This is a genomic window from Aestuariibacter sp. GS-14 (assembly GCF_006494365.1).
Taxonomy (GTDB): domain Bacteria; phylum Pseudomonadota; class Gammaproteobacteria; order Enterobacterales; family Alteromonadaceae; genus Alteromonas; species Alteromonas mangrovi.
In genome coordinates this window covers 97,449-120,122 of the sequence record NZ_VHIP01000007.1, presented here as the reverse complement: position 1 = coordinate 120,122, position 22,674 = coordinate 97,449, and the positions used below count along the sequence as shown (strand labels likewise).

Genomic DNA, 22,674 nt, shown 5'->3' with positions numbered 1-22,674 from the left:
GTTATTCTACGTACAACCAATCAGCCATCTTTTCACGGCTCATTTCAATTTGCTCAGCCCAGGTTCCACTGCCCACTACAGTAGGTTTCAGTAAAATAATCAGCTCTTTTTTCGTTTCGCGCTGGCTTTTATTAGTGAATAACTCACCCAGAAACGGAATATCGCCTAACAAAGGGGTTTTGGATTCGCTGTCAGTAATACTGGTTTGCATTAACCCGCCAATCACCACAATTTCACCCGACGCTGCTCTGATAATGGTATCGGATTCCCTGATAGTACTTTGCGCCAGTGGCAGCACAATCTGCTCCTGGTTCAGGCTCACTACTTTTTCCTGTTCCTGGGTTTCAATAACTGAGGGATGCACATGTAATAACACCGAGCCGTTTTCATCAATTTGCGGCGTTACGTCCAGCGCGATCCCAGAGAAGAAGGGGGTTAATTCAATATCGGGAACAACCGACGTGGTGGTTGAGGTAATGGTATTCTGACTGGAAACATCAGTAACAAAATATTCATCGTCGCCCACTTTGATTACCGCTTTTTGATTATTTATGGCCGTTACACGCGGACTGGAGAGCACCTGTACATTGCCCTGGGTAGAGAGCAGTGAAATAACGCCTGAGAAATCCTGATTTAAGAAGGACAAACTGGTTACTGCACCAAGCGAAGCTGAAATCTCGTTGCCAATGGTGGCTGCTGAATTTGCGAAGGTAAAATCAGTACTGCCTGCACTCGCCACTACTTCAGACCAGTTGATACCTTGCTGATAGCCATCGTCAAGGGCCACTTCCAGAATACGGGCTTCCAGAATAACCTGACGCTGCAAGCTGGCTTCCGAAATCTTCAGAAAACGTTTGATGTCGCGGATTTCGTCGGGCATGGCGCGCACGGTAACTAATCCGGCTTGTGGTGTTACAAATACTGCCCGACCATTCTCGTTACCTACCATCAGTTCCAGTGACGTTTTCAGATCATCCCAAAAATTGGTTTCTGTGCGGGTTGAAATAGAGGTACCGTTGGCATTGTTACCAAACTGGTTGCCCAGATTATTGCTATTGGCGGAGTTGCCCGAAAAATTGTTGAAGTTGCTATTGGAATTGCTATTGCTGTTGTTGCCATCGGCCTGAGACACACCGCCGGAAATAATACTGGTTTGTGTCGAGCCATCGCGTGTCATCAGCAGGTAGTTTACGGCGAATGTCTCGGTACGCATGCCCGCCGGTAGCACCCGGTACACGTTGTTCTTACGGCTGATATCATAGCCATACAGATCACCTAATAACTCCATGATCTGTTCCATGCTTACCTGTTTCAGGCTCAGTGAAATGTCACCACTCACTTCGGGATGAATTGCAACGCTGTATGGCGTTTCGGCCATCAGACCAGCAAAAAATGCACGCACGGCCACACCATCAGCTTCGATATCGTATTTTTCAGGGCCAAACAAAGAAGCAGGCTGACCTGTTAACGGCACTTCACTAAGTAAATCCGTCACATTTTTGGGTACCGCTTCTAATGAAGACGACACCGTTGCATTCTGTTGCTGTTTGGCTTGCTCGTGGGCGATCTGCCTGGCAAGTTGCTCTTTTAGCGATTGTTCCACCACCGAAGGCGGCGCAGAAGACTGGCACCCCGAAAGTAATGTGGCGATGACAACGAAGATAAACCGCTTGCCCACGTATCCCATGTTAATAATTCTCTGCTGCATTGGATTTTACGTTACCGCTTTTGGCAACCCAAAGGGTTTTCTCAACCCATTCACCGTTCAATTCATGAACGATATCGACACTGTAAGGATGTATGGCCTTTACAGTTGCCCCCTGAATACTCTGCCCTTCTGACACAACCTTGCCATTAATTACAGCACGACGCTGCTGACCTACCCGCATGATCGCCTCCACTTCAAGTACCAGCTTTGCGCCACTGACTGCTTGTTGTGTTGATGATGAAAAATGAGACGGACGCGTTGGATCTTCCAGTGTTTGCGCTACCACCGGCGAACTCAGCAGCATGAGTAAAACAATTAATTTATTCAACACCAATAAACGCCTTCTCTGTGCTCAGGGTATACACTTCCAGTGTCACTTCGGCGTTAGGGTACTCGGAAACCTGGTAAGCCATTGAACGCCAATATATTTGGTTGGTCAACTGTTCAAGACTGGCCAGAAAATCCCGCACCGCAAAAAAGCGACCTTCAAAGGTAAGCTTCACACCATGCTGGTACAGAGGAACGCCCGTCATTGCCGGGTTATCGGCAAAAATATTCACCGGTGTCACTGATGCCATTTCAACCAGTTTAAGCCCTTCTGCCTGAGCAAATACCTGTTCAATCAGCACCGGCATTTGCCTAGGCAGGATCAAATCCGACAGTTGCGCAGAAAACTGATTTTGCAGGACCTGCATACGGTCGTTCACGCCGGCAATTTGCTCACGCAGTTTTTCGTTAGGGTCTTCGGCTAACGCTTGTTCATAAATTATAGAGGTTTGCTGAAGTGTTTGAATTTCTGTTGCTAATGGCGGAAGGGAATCAGCCGTTTTGGCGTTTTTTTGCAGTGCAGGATCGATCAGCAAAAACACCATAATCGCCACAATCACAATCAGGCCGGTAACAAATATCAGCACTTTTTCGCGCTGACTCAGGCTCTCAAACTGCGCCTCGTATTTCGCAAAGCTCATCGCTGGCCTCCTTGCGCTGGCGCACCTGACTCAGCAGTACGCGACATACTAAGTTCAAAACGCAGTTGCTGTTCGTCGCGGAACAATCGGGCAGAATCAAAGGTTCGTCCGGAAAACGATGTTGTTTGCCCAAGGCGCTGCAGCCACTGTGGCATCGCCTCAGGTTTGCTTAGCTGCCCCTGTAGCAACATCATGTGCTCACTTACCTGAATCGTTTCAAGCCAAATATCCCGGCTGTTTTTCGCTGCCAGATTATCCAGCAGATCTGCAAATCCCTGCCGCTTAATTTGTTCGCGCAGACTCAGTTCACTCAACAGTAACTGACGGTTGCTCAATTCCTGCCGACGCTGCTCCAACTGTCGTTCCAGGCCAGCGTCGGGTTTGCGTTGTTCGAGGGCTTGTTGCAACGTACTCACGGTAAGCAGAAGTTGCTGTTGTTGGCGTTGTTTGGCCATCAACTCTTCCTGTAAAGTTGCACCATACCAGGTCACGCCAGCCCACACCATGGCCAGAATCACAAAGGCAAGACCCCACACCGCCGTTACCGTACTTAACGACCACACATCCAGGCGCGGTGTAAATTCTGCTGTATACAGGTTGATACGCTGCTTCACGCGGCAGCCTCCGCAGGTACTACCATCATTGCTTTGGTGGCCCCCAGGGCAGCACCAAGGCTGGTGTAATTCAAACGGTGTAATGGCAGCGGGGTATCACACACAATACCGGCTGGTATTAACTGACTAACGTCGGCATTCACAACCTGATTGATTTGCAACGCAAGTGCATCTGTATGCTGGGTGTCCAGTCGCAATTTAATCTGACGAACAGGAGCCTGGCGAAGCTGACTTTCGTAGAAATCCATTGAACGCTGAACCTGTACACTCAGCGATTCCCCAATGCCCATTTGCAGCTCTTCGTTGGTAAAGCTGCCGAGGTTTTCAAACCCTTTTAAACGTCGGCTCAGGTACAAGTGGCCATTTTTCACGATATTAAGACAGATTTCCTCGCCCGCTTCCTGGACTAAAGTAAGAATGGCGTCTGAGGACGCTTCAATTAAGTCGCAGGTAGCCACTTCTTCCACGGTAATGTGTCGCAGTGTCAAACCCGACTCAAAAATGTATTCGCAGGTAGTCGCCACGTCTTTTTTAGGTATCGCAATCACATTAACCTTCGCTGCGCCAGCCAGTGGTACCGGTAAGTCGATGTAATCAATCACCATTTCCTGATCGCTGCCGGTAAGTTCTTTTACCGACCAGGTCATCGCCGCAACAATTTCATCCGCTTCTACAGCAGGGCGATCAATTTGCAACATCTGGTACCAGTGAATCGAAAATGCCACATAGGCAGGCGTGCCAGCCAGATTGTGCTTTTCTGTCCAGCGGGATAGGGCTTTGCCCCATTGGCCAAAACTAACGGTTTCTTCATGCGCAACGTGCAACGCCGCGCCTTGCTTACGCAAAGCACAAAACGTGACTGTGTCCAGGGAAATCGCAACACCCACCGCGTAGTAGGCCGATTTTTTTCTGAATGCTTGCTTTAAGTATGTACGCCAACCTATGCGCATGAAATTCAGTTAGGTCCTTAAAAGAGTTATGCCGATTACACCAGAGTTTGCGTTAAAGTACCAGCCCATGGTATTACCTTTTAGTTGAGTTATATCAGTCTCTTGATAGCATTGTGGGCTTTAAGGCTCTGAATATTTGCTTTCCTAATCATAGGCCATAAAGTATTGAATGCCACTAGCCCCCCACACACAATGTCGCCGGTAGTTGCCGGAGAGCCCTATTTGACAACCGACAACTCGCTGAGTGATGCTCGCCAGCATGCATTATTGCTGTGCAACAAATTCAACGCACTGCCCCTGGCAGAATCTGCTCAACGCGCTTTGCTGTTATCGGACTTGTTCGCAAAAGCTAAAGGTGTGCAGGTGGCATCCACACTCAGTGTGGAGTACGGAATAAATACGCAACTAGGCAAGGGTACGTTTTTAAATCATCACGTTTGCATTATTGACGCCTGCCCGGTACATATTGGCAATCAGGTGCTGATAGGACCAAATACGGTGATAAGTACCGTTGTGGGGCGCTTTACACCGGGCCCATCCCAGCAACAGGAAACCGCCTTACCAGTTAACATCGGTCACCGGGTATGGATAGGCGCCAATGTGTATATTTCGGCCGGTGTAACCATTGGCGATAACTGCGTAATTGGCGCAGGCAGCGTGGTTACCCACTCTCTTCCGGCCAATGCCCTGGCCTACGGCCACCCTGCCAAAGTAATAAGGAAAATTCAGCAAAACCCTCAATGAATTAAGCAGGGTTGCCGATAACCAACTATGGTTTAAACAGTCCGGCTCCAAAGACTCACAACGAAACTCAGGTTACATGACGTATATCCGTTTGACGCAATTAAAATTATTCGCCCTGATAATGACTGCTTTGCTGCTGACAGCTTGTGGTGGATTGAGCAAAGAGACCGCCAGCGAAACCTTCGCCGTTAATGCCGGGCGCGACCGCACAATAGCAGAGCAATCCTCGATTTCGCTGTCAGCTCAGGTATCTTACCCTTCTGGAGACGTAACCTATCGCTGGACCGCACCGTCATCGATAACAATCAGCCAGGAAGCCACCACCAGTTCGGCGGCAACCTTAACTGCCCCAGCGGTTACCAGCGAAACCCAATTCACGATTTCAGTTACCGCTACCGATGCCAGCAGCCAAACCGCAACAGACAGCTTTGTACTTACGGTGACACCTCAGAACAGCGCACCAACTGCTGTGATTACCGTTGCCGATTGGCCGGATTCCGATCCCGGTACTTACCCTGCTGGCGTATCGGTTACACTGGATGGCAGGAACAGTTTTGACAGTGATAACACTGACAGCAACGCCATTGCCAAATGGCTTTGGGAACAAACAGCAGGCAGCGATGTGCTTACCGGACTGGAAGCTGACCAATCCACACTGATTATTGCTACGCCAATTGCTGATAACCGTCAAACACTGACATTTTCACTCACCGTCACCGATCAGGAAGGCGCCACTAACAGCACAACGTATTCGATTACGGTGTTGTCTGCCTTTGAAACCCAGCCACAGGTATCCGCCGGAATGGATCAGGCCGTCTTTGGCGGCGAAATAATTCTGCTCGACGGTACCGCCAGCAGTTCGTTACAGGCAGCATACCCACTGAGTGCATTGTGGACTTACAGCGGTGATAGTGAGCCAACCATTGTTCAGGCCACGCAAACGGATACCTATGCCATTGCACCACTGGTGACCAGCACAACGTCGTTAGAGTTCTATCTTACCGTTGAAGACAGTTACGGGAATGTCGTAACGGAAACCAAAAGGGTAACAGTGCGCCCGTTTCCGGTTCGTGTACTGAATGATACCGGTATGTCACTGCAGGCCAATAACACGGCCAATGGCACCAGTCATCAAAACGCATGGCCTGGCCAGGATGCACACAAAGGTGCAGACGCACTGGCAAGCGCAGGCATATTGAATAAAGCTGGCCGCGGACAGGCCGGGTTCGATTTCACCAAACTCAACGCCAACGGTGATGAGCAGGATGATGACGTAACACAATTCAGTTGTGTACGCGACAACGTTACCGGGCTGGTTTGGGAGATTAAAACCACTGATGGCGGTCTGCGCGATCAGGATCACCTTTACAGCTGGTACAGCACCGACAACAACGGCGGTGCTGAAGGCTCACTCAATGGCACCAGCACCCAGTGTTCCATTACCAATTGCAATACCGAAGAATATATTGCCGCAATCAACAGTGCTGGCTTATGCGGTTTTTACGACTGGCGTTTACCTACCCATGGTGAATTGTTATCGCTGGTGCATTTTGGCAAAGGCAGTTCACCGCGTATTGATACCCAGTATTTCCCTTATACCGGTAATGGCACCGCCAGCGCATTGTGGTATTGGACCAGTCTTCCCAGTGCCGATGGCGTAAGCAACGATGCAGCACAAAATGCCTGGGCAATTGACTTTATCTCCGGCGTTGATAACTTCCTGAACAAATCATCTGCGGCCAGTATCAGGCTGGTAAGAGCGGGGCGATAATCATGAGAAAACGCATTCTCTTTTCAATGTTGTGTTTACTAACGGTTTCACATTCCGGATTTGCACAAACCTGTCTTGCCAATGCCGATGACACTACGCCGGACGAGGATTTCGCCAATATTACCACCAGCACAACCTTACACACGCCCACCGGCTTGATCTGGCAGCGCTGTGCGGTAGGGCAAACCTTCGATGGCACTACCTGTACCGGTGAGGCATCGCAAATGACCTGGCAGGAAGCACTGACTTACGCTTATGAATACGACGCAGATTTATTACAGGGCTGGCGGGTACCCAACTTAAAGGAACTGGCCAGCCTGGCTGAGCGGGATTGTGTCCGCCCTGCTATTAACAGCACGTTTTTCCCTGCCACGCCTCCAGACAGCTTCTGGACCTCAACGCCGTCGGTACTGGATCCGCTGCGCGCCTGGACAGTAGCGTTTTTTAACGCCAGTCATTCCATTAAGGAAAAAGACCGCACCGTTTATTTGCGACTGGTACGCACTAAATTGCCTACCGAATAAGCTCTCGCCTCACTCTCGCCTCAGGGTTCCAGCACATAAAGGCCGGGAGCGTCGGCCAGTCCGGGTTGAGCTTCAACTTGTCGGGACGGTACATCTGCTCCCGAATTATCGACCAGCCACTGTTGCCATACCGGCCACCATGACCCCTCGTGCATCGGCACTTCATCCAGCCAGGCCTGGGGAGGTAAATACTGCCCGTCTTCTTTTCTGGTTGCCACCTGATACACCCGGTGAGCATGGCCCGGCTCACTGATAATGCCCGCGTTGTGGCCACCATTGGTAAGTAAAAAGGTAATGTCTTTATCGATCAGCAGGTTCACCTTATACACCGACTGCCAGGGTGCAACGTGATCTTTGGCCGTACCCACCACAAACAACGGCACCTGAATATCCGATAACGCTATGGGTTTTCCATCTACCATGAGTTGGCCACCAGCCAGTGCGTTATTCAGATAACACTGGCGCAAATATTCTGAGTGCATACGCGCGGGCATGCGAGTGGCATCCTGATTCCAGGCAAGCAAATCATTGGCATGCTGACGTTCACCCATCAGATACTCCTGTACCCAGCGCGCCCACAACAGATAGTTTGCCCGCAGCATAACAAAGGTGCCGGCCATACTTTCTTTGGGTAAATAGCCGTTTTTGGCCATCACCGCTTCCAACATCGCTAACTGGCTCTCATCGATAAACAGCCGCAAGTCGCCCGCGTCGCTGAAATCGGTTTGCGCAGCCAGCAGTGTCAACGAACAAAACGGACTGCGGTTCTCTCGCTCCAACCAGGCTGCTGCCATACTCAGCAGCGTGCCGCCCAAGCAATACCCTACACCGTGGATACGCTGGTCTGGCGTGCGTTTTTGCACTTCAGCGATGGCATCACCCAGCCCCCGTTTCAGGTAATCCACCAACCCCACATTGTGGTCGTCCTGCTGAGGATTCTTCCACGAAATCATGAACACGGTATGCCCCTGATCAACGAGGAATTTTACCAGCGAATTGTGCTCTGAAAGATCGAGTATGTAGTACTTCATGATCCAGGCAGGGGTAATTAGCACAGGCTCTGCTTTTACCTTTGCCGTAGAGGGTGAATACTGAATGAGCTCTAATAAGGCATTTTTAAACACCACCTTACCTGGGGTAACGGCCAGGTTTTTACCCACCTGATATGGGCTGTCATTTTTTTGTGCTTCGCCCAAATATTGTCGGGAAATATCGTGCAACAGGTTATCCATCCCCTTCACCAAATTATTACCAGATGTTTCCAACGTAGCTTTCGCTACCTTGGGGTTGGTGAATAGATAATTTGCCGGCGACAACGCCTCGAGCCACTGTCGCACGGCAAAGTTAACCATATCGGTGTGATGCTTTTCCACGCCTTGCACATCGCGGGTAGCAAGCTGCCACCATTGACGCATAGCAAGGTAGTTTTGACGATACAAGGCATAAGGCCAGGGCATCCATTCGGCACCCGCTAAACGGTTGTCGTCCGCAGCATCTTCACATTCGGGGTTTTGCCCGCATGCATGCGTAACAGACAAATCCAGCAGTGCCTGCTGCTTGCCCAACGACAGCAATAGATGAATAAGCCAATCTGCGAACGCCAGACCATAGGCAACCGGGTCAATGCCCCCGGTGAACTGGCTCAACAGCTGATTGATGGCGTAATCGGGTTTTAGCGGTTCGCTCACATCATCCGGAGTGGCATGCCGGTCGGCATAAGTGTATTCAATGACATTACTTTCACGATTGATCATGGTAATTCCTTGTTGAAGGCACAGGAAAATTTGCAGACTGATACGATTAATTTATCACCAGCAATCATTAAAAAGCTTGATCTTGATGGGTATCAATTCCGAATTTTCGGAATGAGTTAATCTGATACCGCAATTTGCTGCTTCTGACCTTTTTTCACGGAGACCTTACATGGATATGATCCGTAACAAGCCATTTGATGCTATTCACATTGGCGATTCAGCGTCACTTACCCGCACACTGTCGCGCAAAGATATTCAGCTATTTGCCATCATGTCGGGCGATGTGAACCCGGCGCATGTGGACGAAGAGTACGCCAACAGTTCTCAGTTTCATCACATTATTGCTCACGGCATGTGGGGCGGCTCGCTGATTTCGACTGTGTTAGGCACCCAACTCCCCGGGCCGGGTACTATTTATCTAAAACAGGACTTTACCTTTTTGAAGCCGGTTTCACTGGGCGACAATCTGACCGTTACAGTGACCGTAGCCGAAAAGCAGGAGCATCACAGAGTGCTGCTAAACTGCACCTGTGTAAATCAGTTAAACGAAACGGTGATCACAGGGCAAGCCTTGGTTAAAGCACCGATTGAGAGTATTGCCCGCCCGCGCGCTTCGCTGCCCGCAATAGAACTGAAAGAAGAATCCAGCGCTCGCTATCAGCAGTTTATGACCATGGCGAAAGGCATGCGTCCGCTCAAAACCTGTGTGGTGCACCCGGTTGATGTGAACTCTCTGGCTGGGGCGATAGAAGCGGCCACAGACAACCTGATTGAGCCCATTCTGGTGGGTCCAAAGGCTCGAATCGAACAGGTTGCTGCGGAAAACGATCTGGATATTACCCGGTTTAGGCTGGTAGACACACCGCACAGCCACGCAGCTGCAGAGACGGCAGTAAAAATGGTTTCTGCTGGTGAAGCAGAAGCCCTGATGAAAGGCCATTTACACACCGACGAACTGATGCACGAAGTGCTCAATAAAGAATATGGGCTTCGCACTGGCCGGGTGATGAGCCATATTTTTGCACTCGATGCTCCCAGCTACCATAAATCACTGTTTTTAACCGATGCAGCCATTAATATCCGGCCGAATCTGGCTGCCAAGAAAGACATTATTCAAAATGCCATCGAATTGGTGAGCACGCTCACTAACAGCACGCCCAAAGTGGCGATCCTTTCTGCGGTGGAAACCGTTGAAGAGAAAATTCCGTCCACACTGGATGCTACCGCTTTGTGCAAAATGGCCGAACGCGGGCAGATCACCGGAGGACTGCTGGATGGGCCATTAGCCATGGACAACGCCATCTCCAGCGAAGCCGCGAAATCGAAGGGCATTATGTCTCAGGTAGCAGGGGATGCCGATATTCTGGTTGCACCCGATCTGGAATCCGGCAACATGTTATTCAAACAAATGCGCTATCTATCTGGCATTGAGGGGGCTGGTATTGTGCTTGGCGCCCGGGCACCGATTATTCTCACCAGTCGTGCGGGGGGCCCCATGACGCGCAAGGCGTCCTGCGCCATGGCGCTGGTCTTTCAGCGCAAACGTGAAGGACAAGGGCAATGAATGCAGATTCTGCCGGGCACTATCTGGTTATTAACAGTGGCTCGTCCACACTTAAATATGCCGTGTTCAACATTGACGACTTAAGTGTTGCAGAACGTGGCAATATGGATATTTCACCAGCGACCTTTTCCTCGTCGCTGGAATCCATATTACATCATGCCGGTAACGTGGCAGCCGTTGGCCATCGTGTTGTACACGGTGGTGAAAAATATGCAGCACCGGTGGTCATTGATCACAACAATCTTGCTATTTTGCATGATCTTTGTGGACTGGCTCCCTTGCATCAGCCTCATAACCTGCATGCTATCGACGTATTACGGGAAGCGCACCCGGAATTGCCGCAAGTAGCCTGTTTTGATACGGCATTTCATCAGTCGCAACCAACACTGCACACCCTGTATGCACTGCCAGCGACGCTGCGTAATAAAGGCTTGCGTCGATATGGCTTTCACGGACTGTCGTACGAATACATCAGTCAGCAGCTGGCCGTCCTTACCCCAGGAAGTGGTGGGAAATGCATTGTTTTGCATTTGGGCAGCGGCGCCAGCGCGTGTGCCATGCACAAAGGTAAAAGTATCAGCTCCACCATGGGGTTTACAGCACTGGAAGGGCTTATGATGGCTACCCGCTGTGGTTCCCTGGACCCTGGCCTTGTGCTGCATTGCCAAACCCAATTAGGCATAGATGCCAGCACGCTCACGGCAATGTTATACAAGGATTCCGGGTTAAAAGGTGTGTCTGACATGAGCGGTGACTTGCGAGTACTGCTGGACTACACCGTTCAGCCAGCCGTAGAACAGGCTATCGCCTTATATTGCCACTATATCATTAAAGCCATAGGCTCCTTGGTTGCTGAATTACAAGGGCTGGACACTCTGGTGTTTACCGCTGGCGTTGGCGAACACGCTGCGGCTATTCGCCAGCGAGTATGTGGGCAACTTGGCTGGTTAGGTGTAGAAATCAACGAAACGGCAAATCTTAACGATTCACCCGTTATTCACAGCGCTAACAGTGTTGTGAAAGTAAGGGTTATTCCCACCGATGAGGAAGCAGTGATTGCCCGACACATGCGCGCTATGCTGCACAAGTAAATGCCAGCACAATACTATTTTTTCAGTATACCCACGCGCTTCAGGACATCGCTGATAGTTAACTGTGCAAAGTCGGCAAACTCGCCGGCGTCATAAAATCGACCATGACAGCCGGGACAACTTTCAAACTGAATATGAGTTTGCGCACTGTCTGTCATTTTTAACATGCGGGTGTTCACGCAAACCGGGCAATGTATATCCCGGGTGTCGTTATACAAGGCGCCCAATTCTTTATCGCCGGTATCGATGGCCTTGGCGATCACTTTGTGATCGGCGTGTTCCAGTACATCAAACCATAATCCGCCGCAGCTTCTGCACCGTTCAATGACACCCATTGGCGTTTGCACATGGTCGAATTTCCCGTGACATTTTGGACAGAACATATTTATACCAATTCGCATAGAAGTTTGCCCTCTCAGGATAATGACAGCGCTACCGAAAAATATACCGCTTGTTATGATTCAATAGTGCACCTATAACGATACCCACCAGAAGTACTACCACAATCCAAACTGCCCTGGGCATACTCACTGTCCAGAAGATAAAGGTAATTTCCACTGTACTGGTGTTTTGTAAAATAAACACGGCACATAACACTAATAGCGTAATAATAGCCGTCATTTTGGCACGTTTCATTGCTCTCTCCCCGCCCATCTATCCGGCAGATAAAACAGTTTGTGGATCCGCTGGTACTGCGTCTTCACTGGGCATCAGGTTTTCCACCAGTAAGTCCATATTTTCGACCACATCACCTGGCTCTTCGAACATCGCAATATGGAACATCGCATCCCCTTCCTGCACCAGCGGAATATTCTGTTGCCCAATGATTATCCCAGAGCGCGGCGCAGTGACCGGATGAATATAGGCACCACTTGGACTGCACACATTTGCCAGTAAATCGCCTTTTTTTACCCTGTCGCCCAGCTGTTTCAGGTTGCGCACTATGCCGCTTTCCGGTGCACGCAGCCACAAACTGCGGTTGGCGACAAAGGGTTCAATTTTTTGAGCGCGTTTACGTCGTTTTGGCACCATGCCTAAACTCGACAACACGTTAAAGATCCCCTTAACTCCGGCACGAATTGACAATTCATCGAATCGCAGAGCCTCTCCAGCCTCGTAAAGCAGAATTTTAGTACCAAATTCCGAGGCAGCCTGACGTAGCGAACCATCGCGCAGATTGGCATTGAGCAACACGGGTACACCGAATATATTGGCCAGCTCCGCCGTTTCGGGATCTTCCAGATTAGCGCGAATCTGCGGCAGATTACTGCGATGAATAGCCCCCGTGTGTAAATCCACACCATACTGACACTTGCTAACAATTTCTTCCAGAAACAGATGCGCCAGCCTGGCTGTGAGAGAGCCTTTGGCTGACCCTGGAAAGCTGCGATTCAAATCTCTGCGGTCCGGCATGTAACGGCTTTGCATAAGCAAGCCATACACATTCACCAAGGGCACAGCGATAAGCGTGCCGCGAGTGAGTTTGAAGGATCGGGCGTCCATCACCCGACGAACAATCTCAATACCATTGAGTTCATCACCGTGAATTGCTGCGCTAATGAACACGGTTGGGCCGGCGCGTTTGGCGCGCACTACCTCAACGGGAATAGCGATATCGGTATCTGTGTAAAGTCGGGCAGAAGTAAGACGGATTTTATGTGAGGTCCCTGGCAGGATTTTCACCCCGCCAATTTCCAGGGGAGCCTGTTTTGCCATTGATTAGCCCTGACCTTTCGTTTTGGTGCTGTGCGGTTTATCTTTTTTGGCTTCAATGAATTCAATAATCATGTCAGCTACGTTTTTACCGGTAGCAGCTTCAATGCCTTCCAGGCCCGGTGACGAGTTCACTTCCATTACAACCGGTCCGTGACTTGAACGCAGCAAATCGACACCACACACATTCAGGCCCATCGCCGCTGCGGCGGCCACTGCCGTTGCACGTTCTACCGAGGTGAGCTTAATTAACGTAGCACTGCCCCCGCGATGCAGGTTGGAACGGAACTCGCCGGGCGCGCCTTGACGCTTCATAGCCGCTACCACTTTACCGCCGACCACAAAACAGCGGATGTCGGCACCTCCCGCTTCTTTAATAAATTCCTGTACCAGAATGTTGGCTTTAATGCCCATAAACGCTTCAATAATACTTTCTGCCGCTTTATTGGTGTCAGCCAACACCACGCCAATACCCTGTGTGCCTTCCAGTAGTTTGATTACCAGAGGCGCACCACCCACGTTCTGAATCAAATCTTTTACACTATCAGGGCTGTGGGCAAAGCCGGTACGCGGCAAGCCTATCCCCTTGCGCGACAACAACTGCATGGAGCGCAGCTTATCGCGCGAACGGCTGATTGCCACCGATTCATTCAAGCTGAAACTGCCCATCATTTCGAACTGGCGGACAACAGCCGTACCATAAAACGTAATCGACGCACCTATACGAGGAATGATGGCATCATACTGAGGTAACGGTTGTCCTTTGAACCGCACCGAAGGCTTGTTGCTGGTAATGTCCATGTAGCAGTGTAGTGTGTCGATAACATCGACTTCATGCCCTTTAGCTTCCGCTGCTTCTTTTAAACGGCGAGTGGAATACAGCTTTTTGTTACGTGACAGAATACAAATTTTCAATGTGCTTTCCTTCTTCAACCGCCCCGACCGCCAATTCCAAAAGCAACTAATTTCAAACGAGCAGAATGACCGGCTGCATTACCGTCCGGTAATGGTTATTTAATTTATCGGTGTTCAGAAGTTTCCTCTGAGCATCGCTACGTAATTGCAAAGACGGGACATCAACGTTAAAAGATATAATTTTCAAACAGATGGTGTCTCTTAACATCCCGTCAGACTTCAACGGGCGGATGCCGCTTCAGACTGAGATTCGGTTTGAATAACCGCCTCTTCAAACTGGCGGGTGTAACGTTGCAGCTTGTTGTGATCAATAAAACGGGACACTTTCTGTATGTAATGTTCCCCTTCCTCAGAATAATGCCCCAGCGAATTGGCCAGCGCCTTGCCGGTAAGGGGTTTGTTGTTATTTCTGAGCTGTGCCCTTAGCGCCCGAAACTCTTCATAAGCATAGTGTGTATTCAGATTGCGCAAGTAAGCGCGTACCGCCTGATTAACCGTTGAGAACTTTGCCACCTCATGGTATCGCCCTTCATCTCGATCACTAGGCACAATGCCACAACCTTTGACAAAGCACCAATGACCGAACAAATTATTTCCTTCGCGGGAAAATCGCGAGGTGCCCCAGCCAGATTCAATCGCCGCTTGAGTTAATGCTAATGAAGGCGGTACGTAATCAATCCGTACCAATAGCTCATCGATTAACGCCTGATTGATCTCCACCGGTGTGTCATCATCGTTTTCAATTTTGTAGTACTCTGCCACTTCGCTTATCCACTGCCGCTCACTATCACTAAGCGCGTCAACCTGTTGTAGGCTCAACAACGCTTTTCGCACCGCAAGCACATGCGCATTTTCTTCCTGAATAATGGGATACAGTAATTCAAAAAAGGTCTCTTTTTTGGTCTGAACATCGGTGAATAGCGTAAAATCGGGGAGTGATGGAATAGGCTCGGCGGCTTTAGCCGCCACATTTGGCAGTGCAGATTGGTTATTACTCAGCCAGTAATGCGCGCCAAATACCAGCACTATGGCTACCAGTACAATCAATAAAACGGGAACATTCAGCTGTTTACGCATTCATTTGTCCTCTTAAAAAAGGGGGAAATGGGAAGCTGTGCACGCCCTACAGACGAGCTCTTTACGTCGGAAAACAAAGGGGAAATCCGACCTTCCCATTACACCCAAAAACACCGTTTTACTGCTGGTTCTGTGCACCAACAGCCAGTTTGTCCAGCGCTCGTTTGTAGCGCATTTTTACTGTACTTAATTTCTGCTCAACTATGGTTGCAATCTCTGAAAACTCTAAGTTACCCACCAGTCTGAACACAACGATAGATCGCTCATCAATACTCAGCTTAGCAAGCAATGCATCAAGTTGCGCCGAATTGTGTTGTGGTTGATTTAACAATGGCGTTGCAGTTCTGTGCAATTCCTCGTCAAATTCAACCTGCTCAACCTGCTTCCTTCTGAGGCGGTCGAGCGACTGATTAAAGGCAATTTTATAAATCCAGGTTTTAAAGCTTGCGCGCTCTTCAAATTGGTCCAGTCGATTAAACACGTTTAACATTGCATCATTTACGGCTTCTTCCGCTTCTTCTGTGCTGCCCAGGTAGCGGAAACATATTTGCATTAACACACCGTAATAACGGTTAAATAGCACCTCATAAGCCGTTGTCACATAAGGCAGTTGCAATCGTGCAATTCTTACCAACTCTTCATCTTTGAGTGCTGATAGTCGGGCAGAGACTTGCTTAATGCGTTGCTCTGCTGCCGTCATCTCAGTGTTTAATCCTTTGCCTCGTTATCCATCGGCTGCGCAGCACTATACTGCGTAGTGGTGTAGGTTTTCGTTAACAACTGATCGTTGGGAATACTCAAGCGCTTGCCTTCACTGTTTTCCACCAACGTATTCACCGTAGTAACCGCAACGATATAACCTGTAAAGCCATCAAATTCAATTTCGTCTCCCGGTTGTAACTGCTCCCGGGCATAAATACCTGACACAATACTGCTGGCAATGTCTTTGGTACCCAATCCCAGTGCCAGAGCCAGCGCTACTCCAAGACTGGCAATTAACACTGTAAACACCACATTCAGAAGTGCGGTTTCCAGTTCCAGTTGCCCAATTACCAAAGAGAACGTAATAAACATTACCAGTAACTGCAATAACCGGCCTACCGCGGCACCGTATTCTACGCCAATGTTATTTAACGAGGTTTCCACCTGGGACTTGCCTGCTTTTGCAATGAACAAGCCCACAACGGTAATAAACAGCGCACCTACCAACTTGGGTAAATACAATACAAATTCATCCAATATCGCTGAGAACCTATCCAGGCCAAGGGTGTCCGCACCGGCCACCAGGATTACTAATACAAAAAACACATGCACCAGCTTGCCAACCAAATCAGATGGCAGGGTTTTTACCCCAATCGACTTTAATGCACTGGTTAGGGCGAGTTTGCGACACAAGCTATCGAAGCCCAGACGACTAATCAGTTTCGCCAACCAGCGCGTGGTGTATTTCGATACATAATATCCGCATACCACCACGAATACGGTACCCAGGAAATTGGGTAGAAATCCTGCAATCTCGATCCAGAAGCGGGTAAGCGCCTGGCTGAACGACTCTGTCCATGCGTCTAAATTCATTCTGCTCCTCCAGTGTGTCCATTATGTTTATTATGTTGTTTTCTTGGCGGTAAAGCGTGTTTTTGCATCTGCCGTCTGGCAGAATAAAGGGAAGCGCCAAAACCCAGAAAAACAACCCAAATCCAGCCTGTAAAGAGGCCGGCTACATCTTTTACAGCGGTAACCTTGTGCGATTTAGCCAGCACTTTGCTCAAGGCGAGATCATGATTGGTCTCAGGCGAAGATGCCTGAAACAGGGCTTTTAGTTTCTCTTCATCCGTTGTCATTCTGGTTACTCATTTTATCAGGAAGGGCCGTTACCACACTTTACCGGTAAATGGCCTGTTCAGTAACAGGTATATTTCTGGTTAGACGCTACCGCGTTTCAATAAGTCACAAAATATGTGCCTTTTTGTTTTTCAGACACGTCTATAAACCCAACTATATGAATATAGGAACAAATAAACATGTCGGAGCCTCTCTCTAATTTAATTGGTGAAGTCATTCACTGCGCCGACTCCGAACAAAAGAGCGCTAATGTATCAGTGCTGCTGGCCCAGTCAGACGAATCGGAAACCGCATTACTGCTAGAGTCATTGCCTATCGATGACCGTTTAGCACTATGGGAAAACCTGCCGGTCAGCAAAAAGCTCGATGTACTCATTGAAATGCGTAGCGACCCTCGTGAGGTGCTAATTGAAGCTACCAGCAACGAAGAATGGGACAGCATATTCACCGATATCGACGCAGAAGACTTGCTGGAACTGGCAGACTCACTGTCTGGTGACCTAACCGAGCGCGCTTATGCCGCAATGGATAAAGTGCAGCGCATGCACTTTGCCCAGGCAAATACCTACGAAGAAGAACAAATTGGACACTGGGTTACTCATGATTTCCTGGTACTGCCGCTCAATGCAAAAGTGCGCGATGCGAACCGCTTGCTAAGACGTGAGATACCCCGTCACACCGACCTGATTTTCTTAGTCAATCGTTCGGGGCAGTTTTCCGAAGCCGTGGAAGTGGGCCAGATACATGCGCAACCAGAGCACATTCCTTTAGTAGACCTGTCTCTGGATGACTTGCCAGTAGTAAGTGCTTCACAATCGTGTATTGAAGCCGCCATCGCCGTGCAAACGTCTGAATACGGTGCTCTGCCTGTGTTAGACGAACAGGCAAAGCTGGTTGGCCGGGTAGATGTCACCACAGCAGCAGAGCTAACCCACGAACACTACGAGCGACAGCTAATGGCCACTGCTGGTATGGACGAAGACGAAGACTTGTTTTCGCCGGTGCGAAAAAGCGCGAAGGGGCGGGCAATCTGGCTCGGTATTAACCTGCTAACCGCATTTCTGGCCAGTGCATTTATTGGTTTGTTTGAAGCCACGTTGCAACAAGTGGTGGCACTTGCCGTGCTGATGCCGGTAGTTGCCAGTATGGGCGGCATTGCAGGGAGCCAAACGCTGACCCTGGTTATTCGTGGCCTGGCACTCAATCAGGTGTCTGGCGCCAACATGCGGGCATTGCTGGTTAAAGAGTTAAAGGTAGGCGGGTTCAATGGCGTGATTTGGGCCGTGATTATTGGCCTGGTAGCGATGATGTGGTTCCAACAGCCCTGGTTAGGTGCAGTGATTGGCATTGCGATTCTGGTGAACATTGTTGCTGCAGCATTATCCGGGGTACTGGTGCCCGTTGTACTGGAAAAATTTAATATCGACCCGGCTTTATCTGGCTCGGTAATTTTAACAACCGTAACGGACATAGTAGGCTTTGTTGCCTTTTTGGGATTGGGTACGGTGTTGCTGTTGTGAGTGATTTCCAGCAGACGTTTGCGTTAGTGGTTAGCCAGCTACAAGCGATCTGACACCAAAGCCAATACAAAAAGCCCCGGAGAACGGGGCTTTTTATGTATTACACGCTGAATATTGATCGGCTTAGAATGGAATATCGTCGTCAAAGTCGAAATCAGGCTCTGCCATAGGAGGCGTTGACTGACCACCGCCTTGTGGCCGCTGCTGTGGCTGTTGATAGCCGCCGCCCTGATTGCCCTGATTACCGCCATAACTACCCGCGTTGTTGTAACCACCCTGCTGACCACTGCCTTGTGGACGTTGCTGATAACCGGCATTTTGGCCGGTTTGACCACCCTGACCGCCCTGACTGCCACCGCCCAGCATTTGCATCTGGTCTACGATGATTTCAGTAGTGTAGCGATCCTGTCCTTGCTGATCCTGCCATTTACGGGTTTGCAATTTACCTTCAACGTAAATCTGCGAGCCTTTCTTCAGGTACTCACCGGCGATCTCGGCTAAACGGCGATACATCGTCAGACGGTGCCATTCAGTGCGTTCCTGGATCTGACCCTGCTGATCTTTCCAGCTTTCGCTGGTTGCGATGCTTAAATTGGCAACGGCGTTGCCGTTGGGCATGTAACGCACTTCCGGGTCGTTACCTAAATTACCGACCAGAATGACTTTGTTAACGCCTCGTGTTGCCATGGATGTCTCCTGTAAATCTGTTCTACGCTTTGAGCGTCTGTCGTGCTTAATTATGTTTAACGAAGCTTGCCAGTATAACCTATTTTTGCCAAGCGCTTTCCACTTTTCTTGCTGGGAATCACAACTCGCCCTTTTTACTCTGGTTGTGCTAAACAAAATGAAGTTTATCAGCATGCAAAGTGATTTAAACCTGAACCACAGTCCTGATGCACCCACCACTTTCATCAAAATCGTTCACATTTGAACCACTCCACATAATTACAGGAAATCGTTTCACCATTTAAATATATGTAATTTATGAATATTTAAAAATATTTTGTAAATTACATCACTTTTTATGGAAAACGTTTTCCCTCCTATGTTATAAATATGTTATTGTTAGTGTGGCCGTTAACCTAAACACACGAATAATTAATAAACAGGTAACGACTGCATTTCTTGAAAAACGAGTCACTCTTGCCTTGGGAGTAAAATATGAAAACACCATTTAAACTGAGCCTTACCGCACTCGCATTAATTCAGGGATTAGGATTGTCTGTGGCACATGCCCAGGAAGACTCATCTGCGCAAGTACAGGAAGAAGAAACCGAAGTCATTACCGTTCGGGGTTTTGGCAGCACGCTTACTCGCTCCTTGCAACACAAGAAACTGGCAGACTCCACCGTTGAGATTATTTCAACGGATGATTTGGGCCAGTTGCCTGATGTAACCATCACCGATGCACTTGCCCGCTTACCCGGCGTAGCTGCCGATCGCGACCGCGGCAATCCAAGTATTCTGTCAATTCGCGGTCTGGGCCCACGCTTGAACCTGGCTACCATGAATGGCCGTGAAATCGTCAGTGGCGAGCCAAGCCGCAGCGTGCGCTATGAGCAATTTCCTGCAGAGCTGATAAGCTCAGTAGAAGTATACAAGAGCCCTATGGCCAACCAAACCGAAGGCGGTATTTCAGGTTTGGTAAACATGAATTTTGTTGAGCCTTTGTCGCGCGACGAAGGTCTGGTTACTATTAGTGCTCACGCTATGGATTATGTATTGGGAGACGACATTCCCACCGCCGATGCCAGCGGCAAGCGCGGCAGCTTCAGCATTATTGAACCTATCTCCGACCGCTTCGGCTTTGCTTTTGGTGTGGCCTATCAGGATCAGCCATCCGTGCAGCGTGAAACATCGTCTTACTCGTACAATAAATACGAATGGGACATGGGTGACGTAAACGAAAACGGTATTAAAGAAGCCGCGCCATGGGGCGGTAAATCTGCCACTAAAGGCGGCAACACCGAGCGTGTTGGCAGTATGGCTGTGATTCAGTGGTTACCTACCGATTCACTGCAAGTAAAATACAACCTGTTCTACTCTAAGTTCGACATCGAAGAGCGCGAAGATCAATTCTGGTTTGACGGCTGGGGCAACTGGCAGAATACCAGCGTATGGAACTACCAGAATTCTCAGTACGACACGCAAATTGAATCTACCGAAAACGGCGGTGAACAAATCACTTCTGGTGGTTTAATTTGGGCCAATCACTCAGCCAATAACGCCACCTGGTTCCAGCAAAACGAATTAGTAAGCACCGGCCTTAACCTGGAATGGCAGGGTGATGTGTGGCTGACCGCACTGGATGTGGGCTATTCAAACGCATCCATCGAATCGCGCTGGGTAAATGTCACGTCAACCTATACAGGCCCAACGCCGGTTGATATTGGCTGGGATGTAAGCGGTGATCGCCTGGAGGTTGTCGCCAGTGAAGATATCGGCAACCCGGATTACTACACGCTGAATGGCATGACAGTTGACAACGACCGTATTCTCGACGACGAAATGCTGACCATCAAAGCAGACATGTCGCGCTTTGTAGACTGGGGCCATGCTACGCAGTTTAGTTTTGGTGTGCGTTGGTCTGATCGCGAAAAAGACAACGACGTAGTGACCTGGTGGCAGGGCGTAACCGACAGTTCGGTAAGCGGCTACGGCAGCAGCTACGCACTGGGCGGCGGCTTTGTATCACCTGATCTTTACACAATCAATAACTGGCAATCTGTGGTAAATCAGGCGTTTGGAGGCATTGACAGCCGCAACGACTACGAACCACAAGCGCAGAACTTATTAAACTCGTGGAACGTGCAGGAAACCAACTCTGCGGCTTACGTTATGGTTAACCTGGACGGCGAACTGTTTGGTATTCCTTATACCGGTAACGCCGGTGTGCGCTATGTTCGCACAGAGTCTACATCTGCCGGTTACCAAACCGAAGACGGCGTAACCATTGACCCAACGTCAGTAGATCACAGCTACAGCGAAATCCTGCCTTCACTTAACCTGCGTTTATCGGTAAGCGAAGACGCTCAGGTACGTGTTGGCCTGGCACGCACTATGTCTCGTCCGCCACTGGTAGAAATGCGCACCGGTTTCTGGCTGGATAACCAATCTCCAGTGAAAACAGCTTCGGGCGGTAACCCTAAACTGAACCCCTTTGTGGCTGATCAGATTGACTTAGGTTACGAGTACTTCTTTGCGGAAGACGCAGCACTGACATTCTCGTTGTTCTTTAAAGACCTGAAAACTCACGTGGGCAGCGCAACCGATACCATTACCTTTAACGGTGTTGAATATCAGTTCAGCGGTCCGGTGAACGGTGACGGCGGCCAAATCCGCGGTTTCGAAGTGTTATATCAGCAAGCGTTTACTATGTTGCCAGAGCCCTTTGACGGCCTGGGTATTTACTCAAACTACAGCTATACCGATAGCAACGTGACTGAGTTCGTACCGGAAGACAATCCACTGCCATTAGGTGGTTTGTCGAAGAACGTGGGTAGCCTCACGCTGTGGTACTACAAAGCCGGATTTGATGCCAAGGTATCCTACAACTACCGCAGTGCTTATACACGCGTAGGTAGCTGGGATCCAACGGAAATCACTACAACTCGCGGCGAAGCAACGGTTGATGCCAGTATCTCTTACGATGTTACCGACAACTTCAAAATCATGCTGCAGGGGCAAAACCTGACGAACGAAGTATCGCAAAGCTACTTCGATAACGACCCAAGCCGCATTGGTAGTTACATCGAATGGGGCAAGCGTTACCTGGTTGGTTTCCAATACGCTATGTAAGGAACATCGCTGCCTGAGACCCACGGGCAGCGTGTTATGGCAGAATCTGACGTGTGTGCCAGATTCTGCCAGCTTTTATGCAATACCCATTCTGCCTTTTGTTACAACGATTAGATAAACT

At 49.4% G+C, this 22,674-nt stretch carries 22 protein-coding genes; 7 read left to right on the top strand and 15 right to left on the bottom strand.

Annotated features, from left to right (window positions below):
• Nucleotide 1 precedes the first annotated feature (1 nt).
• Genes mshL through FJ444_RS12980 form a run of 5 tightly spaced genes read right to left on the bottom strand, consistent with a single transcriptional unit; the run spans nucleotide 2 to nucleotide 4,240 of the window.
• Nucleotides 2-1,708, bottom strand: coding sequence for a pilus (MSHA type) biogenesis protein MshL (mshL, locus tag FJ444_RS13000; RefSeq protein ID WP_255439163.1), 1,707 nt, complete (start codon nucleotides 1,706-1,708; stop codon nucleotides 2-4).
• Nucleotides 1,689-2,039: a hypothetical protein gene (locus tag FJ444_RS12995; protein ID WP_181405157.1), complete on the bottom strand. Its 351-nt coding sequence runs from the start codon at nucleotides 2,037-2,039 to the stop codon at nucleotides 1,689-1,691. The genes mshL and FJ444_RS12995 overlap by 20 nt, the downstream gene beginning before the upstream one ends.
• Nucleotides 2,029-2,676 (bottom strand): type II secretion system protein GspM, encoded by a 648-nt coding sequence (gspM, locus tag FJ444_RS12990; RefSeq protein WP_140958757.1) that lies wholly within the window; start codon nucleotides 2,674-2,676, stop codon nucleotides 2,029-2,031. Before gspM ends, FJ444_RS12995 begins: the two co-directional genes overlap by 11 nt.
• Entirely contained in the window at nucleotides 2,673-3,290 is a 618-nt protein-coding gene (locus FJ444_RS12985) for a hypothetical protein (RefSeq protein WP_140958755.1), read from the bottom strand. The genes gspM and FJ444_RS12985 overlap by 4 nt, the downstream gene beginning before the upstream one ends.
• Nucleotides 3,287-4,240: an MSHA biogenesis protein MshI gene (locus FJ444_RS12980; RefSeq protein WP_140958753.1), complete on the bottom strand. Its 954-nt coding sequence runs from the start codon at nucleotides 4,238-4,240 to the stop codon at nucleotides 3,287-3,289. The genes FJ444_RS12985 and FJ444_RS12980 overlap by 4 nt, the downstream gene beginning before the upstream one ends.
• A gap of 192 nt (nucleotides 4,241-4,432) precedes the next feature.
• Here FJ444_RS12980 and FJ444_RS12975 point away from each other — a divergent pair, with 192 nt between their 5' ends.
• The 3 genes from FJ444_RS12975 (at nucleotide 4,433) to FJ444_RS12965 (ending at nucleotide 7,279) form a co-directional block, all read left to right on the top strand.
• Nucleotides 4,433-4,984, top strand: a complete 552-nt coding sequence (locus tag FJ444_RS12975; RefSeq protein ID WP_140958752.1) for a sugar O-acetyltransferase — start codon at nucleotides 4,433-4,435, stop codon at nucleotides 4,982-4,984.
• A 76-nt stretch (nucleotides 4,985-5,060) separates the two neighbouring features.
• The gene (locus FJ444_RS12970) at nucleotides 5,061-6,755 is read left to right on the top strand and encodes a DUF1566 domain-containing protein (protein WP_140958750.1); all 1,695 of its coding nucleotides are present in this window, start codon (nucleotides 5,061-5,063) and stop codon (nucleotides 6,753-6,755) included.
• A 2-nt stretch (nucleotides 6,756-6,757) separates the two neighbouring features.
• Complete coding sequence (locus FJ444_RS12965) at nucleotides 6,758-7,279, top strand: DUF1566 domain-containing protein (protein ID WP_140958748.1); 522 nt, start codon at nucleotides 6,758-6,760, stop codon at nucleotides 7,277-7,279.
• Between the two features lie 20 nt (nucleotides 7,280-7,299).
• Here FJ444_RS12965 and FJ444_RS12960 read toward each other — a convergent pair whose 3' ends face one another.
• On the bottom strand, nucleotides 7,300-9,033 hold the full coding sequence (locus FJ444_RS12960) for an alpha/beta hydrolase (protein ID WP_140958746.1): 1,734 nt from the start codon (nucleotides 9,031-9,033) through the stop codon (nucleotides 7,300-7,302).
• Nucleotides 9,034-9,202: 169 nt separating this feature from the next.
• Between FJ444_RS12960 and FJ444_RS12955 the strand changes: the two genes are divergently transcribed.
• The gene (locus FJ444_RS12955; protein WP_140958744.1) at nucleotides 9,203-10,597 is read left to right on the top strand and encodes a bifunctional enoyl-CoA hydratase/phosphate acetyltransferase; all 1,395 of its coding nucleotides are present in this window, start codon (nucleotides 9,203-9,205) and stop codon (nucleotides 10,595-10,597) included.
• Entirely contained in the window at nucleotides 10,594-11,688 is a 1,095-nt protein-coding gene (locus FJ444_RS12950; RefSeq protein WP_140958743.1) for an acetate/propionate family kinase, read from the top strand. Before FJ444_RS12955 ends, FJ444_RS12950 begins: the two co-directional genes overlap by 4 nt.
• 14 nt (nucleotides 11,689-11,702) lie before the next feature.
• Here the strand turns inward: FJ444_RS12950 and FJ444_RS12945 are convergent, their stop codons facing one another.
• The 8 genes from FJ444_RS12945 to FJ444_RS12910 form a co-directional block, all read right to left on the bottom strand.
• On the bottom strand, nucleotides 11,703-12,089 hold the full coding sequence (locus FJ444_RS12945) for a zf-TFIIB domain-containing protein (protein ID WP_219993900.1): 387 nt from the start codon (nucleotides 12,087-12,089) through the stop codon (nucleotides 11,703-11,705).
• Between the two features lie 31 nt (nucleotides 12,090-12,120).
• A complete protein-coding gene (locus FJ444_RS12940; RefSeq protein WP_140958739.1) occupies nucleotides 12,121-12,324 on the bottom strand; it encodes a lipopolysaccharide assembly protein LapA domain-containing protein in 204 nt (67 codons plus the stop codon).
• A gap of 18 nt (nucleotides 12,325-12,342) precedes the next feature.
• On the bottom strand, nucleotides 12,343-13,404 hold the full coding sequence (locus FJ444_RS12935; protein WP_140958737.1) for a succinylglutamate desuccinylase/aspartoacylase family protein: 1,062 nt from the start codon (nucleotides 13,402-13,404) through the stop codon (nucleotides 12,343-12,345).
• 3 nt (nucleotides 13,405-13,407) lie between these two features.
• A complete protein-coding gene (gene rimK / locus FJ444_RS12930; RefSeq protein ID WP_140958735.1) occupies nucleotides 13,408-14,316 on the bottom strand; it encodes a 30S ribosomal protein S6--L-glutamate ligase in 909 nt (302 codons plus the stop codon).
• A gap of 219 nt (nucleotides 14,317-14,535) precedes the next feature.
• Nucleotides 14,536-15,393, bottom strand: a complete 858-nt coding sequence (locus FJ444_RS12925) for a glucosaminidase domain-containing protein (protein ID WP_140958733.1) — start codon at nucleotides 15,391-15,393, stop codon at nucleotides 14,536-14,538.
• A gap of 118 nt (nucleotides 15,394-15,511) precedes the next feature.
• The gene (locus FJ444_RS12920) at nucleotides 15,512-16,093 is read right to left on the bottom strand and encodes a sigma-70 family RNA polymerase sigma factor (RefSeq protein WP_140958731.1); all 582 of its coding nucleotides are present in this window, start codon (nucleotides 16,091-16,093) and stop codon (nucleotides 15,512-15,514) included.
• Between the two features lie 8 nt (nucleotides 16,094-16,101).
• Nucleotides 16,102-16,968: a mechanosensitive ion channel domain-containing protein gene (locus FJ444_RS12915; protein ID WP_140958729.1), complete on the bottom strand. Its 867-nt coding sequence runs from the start codon at nucleotides 16,966-16,968 to the stop codon at nucleotides 16,102-16,104.
• Nucleotides 16,965-17,234, bottom strand: coding sequence for a hypothetical protein (locus FJ444_RS12910; protein ID WP_140958728.1), 270 nt, complete (start codon nucleotides 17,232-17,234; stop codon nucleotides 16,965-16,967). Before FJ444_RS12910 ends, FJ444_RS12915 begins: the two co-directional genes overlap by 4 nt.
• A gap of 180 nt (nucleotides 17,235-17,414) precedes the next feature.
• Here FJ444_RS12910 and FJ444_RS12905 point away from each other — a divergent pair, with 180 nt between their 5' ends.
• A complete protein-coding gene (locus FJ444_RS12905; protein WP_140958727.1) occupies nucleotides 17,415-18,755 on the top strand; it encodes a magnesium transporter in 1,341 nt (446 codons plus the stop codon).
• 123 nt (nucleotides 18,756-18,878) lie between these two features.
• Here FJ444_RS12905 and FJ444_RS12900 read toward each other — a convergent pair whose 3' ends face one another.
• Complete coding sequence (locus tag FJ444_RS12900; RefSeq protein WP_140958726.1) at nucleotides 18,879-19,442, bottom strand: single-stranded DNA-binding protein; 564 nt, start codon at nucleotides 19,440-19,442, stop codon at nucleotides 18,879-18,881.
• Nucleotides 19,443-19,916: 474 nt separating this feature from the next.
• Here FJ444_RS12900 and FJ444_RS12895 point away from each other — a divergent pair, with 474 nt between their 5' ends.
• Complete coding sequence (locus tag FJ444_RS12895; protein WP_140958725.1) at nucleotides 19,917-22,553, top strand: TonB-dependent receptor; 2,637 nt, start codon at nucleotides 19,917-19,919, stop codon at nucleotides 22,551-22,553.
• The last annotated feature ends 121 nt before the right edge of the window (nucleotides 22,554-22,674 follow it).